Annotated in this window: 5 protein-coding genes; 2 read left to right on the top strand and 3 right to left on the bottom strand. The window is 65.5% G+C overall.

Annotated elements, in window-relative coordinates:
• Together sucB and lpdA are read left to right on the top strand one after the other, a co-directional pair.
• Positions 1–617, top strand: a 617-nt coding sequence (sucB, locus tag AC1DQP_RS17645) for a dihydrolipoyllysine-residue succinyltransferase (RefSeq protein WP_478052115.1), incomplete at its 5' end; no start/stop codon positions are given.
• 135 nt (positions 618–752) lie between these two features.
• Positions 753–2,189 (top strand): dihydrolipoyl dehydrogenase, encoded by a 1,437-nt coding sequence (lpdA, locus tag AC1DQP_RS17640; RefSeq protein ID WP_256775543.1) that lies wholly within the window; start codon positions 753–755, stop codon positions 2,187–2,189.
• A 330-nt stretch (positions 2,190–2,519) separates the two neighbouring features.
• Here the strand turns inward: lpdA and AC1DQP_RS17635 are convergent, their stop codons facing one another.
• The 3 genes from AC1DQP_RS17635 to AC1DQP_RS17625 form a co-directional block, all read right to left on the bottom strand.
• The gene (locus AC1DQP_RS17635) at positions 2,520–2,801 is read right to left on the bottom strand and encodes a hypothetical protein (RefSeq protein ID WP_457321516.1); all 282 of its coding nucleotides are present in this window, start codon (positions 2,799–2,801) and stop codon (positions 2,520–2,522) included.
• The gene (locus tag AC1DQP_RS17630) at positions 2,798–3,010 is read right to left on the bottom strand and encodes a hypothetical protein (RefSeq protein ID WP_457321514.1); all 213 of its coding nucleotides are present in this window, start codon (positions 3,008–3,010) and stop codon (positions 2,798–2,800) included. Before AC1DQP_RS17630 ends, AC1DQP_RS17635 begins: the two co-directional genes overlap by 4 nt.
• A 572-nt stretch (positions 3,011–3,582) precedes the next feature.
• A partial coding sequence (locus AC1DQP_RS17625) for a DnaB-like helicase C-terminal domain-containing protein (RefSeq protein WP_478052114.1) occupies positions 3,583–4,054 on the bottom strand: 472 nt, incomplete at its 5' end.

The raw sequence follows: 4,054 nt of genomic DNA, 5'->3' as shown, positions 1-4,054 counted from the left end.
TGCTGACCACCTTCAACGAGGTCGACCTGTCCAAGGTCTCGGCCGCGCGCAAGGATCTGCAGGACGAGTTCGTCAAGGCCCATGGCATCAAGCTGGGCTTCATGAGCTTCTTCGTGAAGGCCGCCGCCAATGCGCTGCAGCGCTTCCCGCTGGTCAATGCCTCGATCGACGGCGATGACGTCATCTATCACGGCTACTCGGATATCTCGATCGCCGTGTCGACCGACAAGGGTCTGGTGACCCCGGTGCTGCGCAACGTCGAGCGCATGTCCTTTGCCGACATCGAGAAGACCATCGCCGACTACGCCAAGAAGGCCCGTGACGGCAAGCTGAGCCTGGAAGAACTGCAGGGCGGCACCTTCACCGTGACCAACGGCGGCACCTTCGGCTCGCTGCTGTCGACCCCGATCATCAACCCGCCGCAGAGCGCCATCCTGGGCATGCACGCCATCAAGGAGCGTCCGATCGCCCAGAACGGCCAGGTCGTGATCGCGCCGATGATGTACCTGGCGCTGTCCTACGATCACCGCATCATCGACGGCAAGGACTCGGTCCAGTTCCTGGTGGACATCAAGAACCAGTTGGAAAACCCGGGCCGCATGCTGTTCGGCCTGTAAGGCCTCCCGCCCCTCCGCGCCTGCGCGGAGGGGTTCTGGTTTTACGGCAATGCACCGCACTGCCCTGCTCTCTCCCCGGCGCCTGCTCGCCACCGGCTTCAAGCGAAGCTCGGGAATGCAACAAGGACTATTTCAATGGCTGAACAATTCGACGTCGTCGTCATCGGTGCCGGTCCGGCCGGCTATCACGCCGCCATCCGCGCCGCGCAGCTGGGCCTGAAGACCGCCTGCATCGACGCGGCCCTGGGCAAGGACGGCAAGCCGGCCCTGGGTGGTACCTGCCTGCGCGTGGGCTGCATCCCGTCCAAGGCGCTGCTGGATTCTTCGCGCCAGTTCTGGAACATGGGCCACATCTTTGGCGACCACGGCATCACCTTCAAGGACGCCAAGATGGACGTCGAGGCGATGGTTGGCCGCAAGGACAAGATCGTCAAGCAGTTCACCGGCGGCATCGGCATGCTGTTCAAGGCCAACAAGGTCGCCGCCTATTACGGCTTCGGTGAGCTGCAGCCGGGCAACGTGGTCAAGGTCACCCAGCACGACGGCTCCATCGTCGAGCTCAAGGGCACCAACGTGATCATCGCCGCCGGTTCGGACTCGATCGAACTGCCGTTCGCCAAGTTCGACGGCGACACCATCGTCGACAACGTCGGCGGCCTGGACTTCACTGAAGTCCCCGCGCGCCTGGCCGTGATCGGCGCCGGCGTGATCGGCCTGGAACTGGGCAGCGTGTGGAAGCGCCTGGGTTCGGAAGTGACCATCCTGGAGGCGCTGCCGGAGTTCCTGGCTGCTGCCGATACCGAAGTGGCCAAGGCGGCCGCCAAGGAATTCAAGAAGCAGGGCCTGGATATCCGTCTGGGCGCCAAGGTCTCCAAGGCCGAAGTGACCGGCAAGGGCAAGAAGAAGGAAGTCGCCCTGACCTACGCCGATGCCGAGGGCGAGAAGACCCTGACTGTGGACAAGCTGCTGGTGGCCGTTGGCCGTCGCGCCGCCACCAAGGGCCTGCTGGCCGAAGGCACCGGCGTCAAGATCAACGAGCGCGGCCAGATCGAAGTGGACGCGCACTGCCACACCGGCGTCGATGGCGTCTGGGCGGTCGGTGACTGCGTGCGCGGCCCGATGCTCGCGCACAAGGGCTTCGAGGAAGGCATCGCCGTGGCCGAGCTGATCGCGGGCCTGCCGGGCCACGTCAACCTCGACACCATTCCGTGGGTCATCTACACCGAGCCGGAGCTGGCCTGGGTCGGCAAGACCGAGCAGCAGCTGAAGGCCGAGGGTATCCCGTACAAGGCCGGCAGCTTCCCGTTCGCCGCCAACGGCCGTGCCGTGGCCATGATCGAGCCGGCCGGCTTCGTCAAGGTGCTGGCGCACGCTGAAACCGACCGCGTGCTGGGCATGCACCTGGTCGGCGCCAACGTGTCCGAACTGGTCCATGAAGGCGTGCTGACCATGGAGTTCAACGGCTCCTCGGACGACCTGGCGCGCATCTGCCACGCCCACCCGTCGCTGTCCGAAGCGGTGCACGATGCGGCGATGGCCGTGAACAAGCGCGCGATCCACAAGGCCAACTGAGCCCTGTAGATGGCGTAACGAAAAACCCCGCTGCGGCGGGGTTTTTTGTGGGCGCATCCGCGTCCCTGGTAGGGCCGGCCGTTGCCGGCTGCGCTTTCTGTTGGGCCYRYGTGGAGCCGGCCAGCGGCCGGCACTACCGGTTACGGCCGGAGGCCGGCATACCGATAACGGTGGCGCCRGGCAGCTCTTTCTGTTGGGCCCGCGTGGAGCCGGCCAGCGGCCGGCACTACCGATAACGGGTCGGCCGCTCTTCCCGGCAAATGTGGAGCCGGCCAACGGCGACCGCTGCCGGTCGCGGCCGGCATACTGGCACCGCCGCCACAACGGCCATCAGGCGCGCTTGGCGTTCTTCTCCGGCGCCGCCACGGCCGGCGCCTTCGGCGGATCCTCGCAGATGCGGTGCTGCGCGACCACCTCGCCCACCTTCCATTCCTTCACCACCCGGCAATGTTCCTTGGGGGCGTCCTTGGTGGGCGTTAGATCAGCATCTGCCTCGCTGGCCTTCTGCCGCTCCACCCAGGCCGTGGGCGGGTCAGCGGCAAGCGCCGGTGCGGCCAGCGACAGYGCGATCAGACCTGCGCACATGCGATTCATGCGATCCACGCGATTCATGCGGCCACCGGGCCACCGCCCAGCAACCGCGCCGGCAGCAGAAGGAGCGCGCGCAGGAACGCGAACAGTGCCGTGAAGGTAATCCCGACCAGACGCAACGGAAGGCTCACCAACCAGATGAACGGCCATGCCACCAAAGCCAGGATTGCCAGCGGCCAGCACAGCACGAACAGCAGGCACCACACGCCAAGCGCCAACAGGGTCTTCATCGTCGGTCTCCACCGCACCGGGCGTCATTGCCCACGGTTCTACACTGCGACCGCGCCGATGGGCCCGCAAGGCGCACGCGACGAACACCGACCAGCGCCGACGGACGCGGAAATACGCGGATGAAGAACAGGGAATCGGGTGAAAATCACCGGCAGCGCGCGAATGGGGCCGAGAGGTAGAGCCGAGCCATGCTCGGCTGACCATAGCCGAGAGGTAGAGCCGAGCCATGCTCGGCTGGCCAGAGGCGGAGGTAGAGCCGAGCCATGCTCGGCCGGCCATAGGCGGGAGGTAGAGCCGAGCCATGCTCGGCTGACGCACCCGGAGCGCTGCCGGAAGAGCAGCAGAGCATGGCTCGGCTCTACCCTGCTCCGGGACCGGTGCCGAAGCGTACCGACCAACGGTCGGCACCTACCCGGTTCGGATTCACCGGATTCACCGGACTCACTGGATTAAACGGACTCACCGGACTCACCGGATTAAACGGACTCACCGGATTCACCGGATTGCCAACCCACGGCCGCCACCACCGTCACACCCGCAGCGTCACACCTGCAGCCTCACACCTGCAGCGTCACTCGAACGACCCCACCGAGTCGTGCGACAGGTTGTCGAAGCGCGTGTATTCACCGAAGAACTTGAGCTTGCACGCGCCGGTCGGGCCGCCTCGGTGCTTGCCGATGATGATCTCGGCCAAGCCCTTGTCCGGCGAGTTTTCCTTGTTGTAGTAATCGTCGCGGTAGATGAACACGATCATGTCCGCGTCCTGCTCGATAGCGCCGGATTCGCGAAGGTCGGCCATCACCGGGCGCTTGTCCGTACGCGTTTCCAGCGAGCGGTTGAGCTGGGACAGCGCGATCACCGGCACGTTGAGTTCCTTGGCCAGGCCCTTCAACGAACGCGAGATCTCCGAGATTTCGGTCGCGCGGTTTTCGCTGTTGCCCGGCACGCTCATCAGCTGCAGGTAGTCGATCACGATCAGGCCCAGGTCGTGCTCGCGCTTGAGGCGACGGCACTTGGAGCGCAGGATTTCTGGCGACACGCCC

The sequence above is a fragment of the Stenotrophomonas sp. P5_A8 genome (assembly GCF_056400545.1).
This window is presented reverse-complemented; position numbering and strand designations above follow the sequence as displayed.

Coding starts and splice junctions, on each gene's coding strand:
- lpdA (WP_256775543.1), top strand. CDS start 753: ATGGCTGAACAATTCGACGTCGTCGTCATCGGTGCCGGTCCGGCCGGC.
- AC1DQP_RS17630 (WP_457321514.1), bottom strand. CDS start 3,010: ATGAAGACCCTGTTGGCGCTTGGCGTGTGGTGCCTGCTGTTCGTGCTG.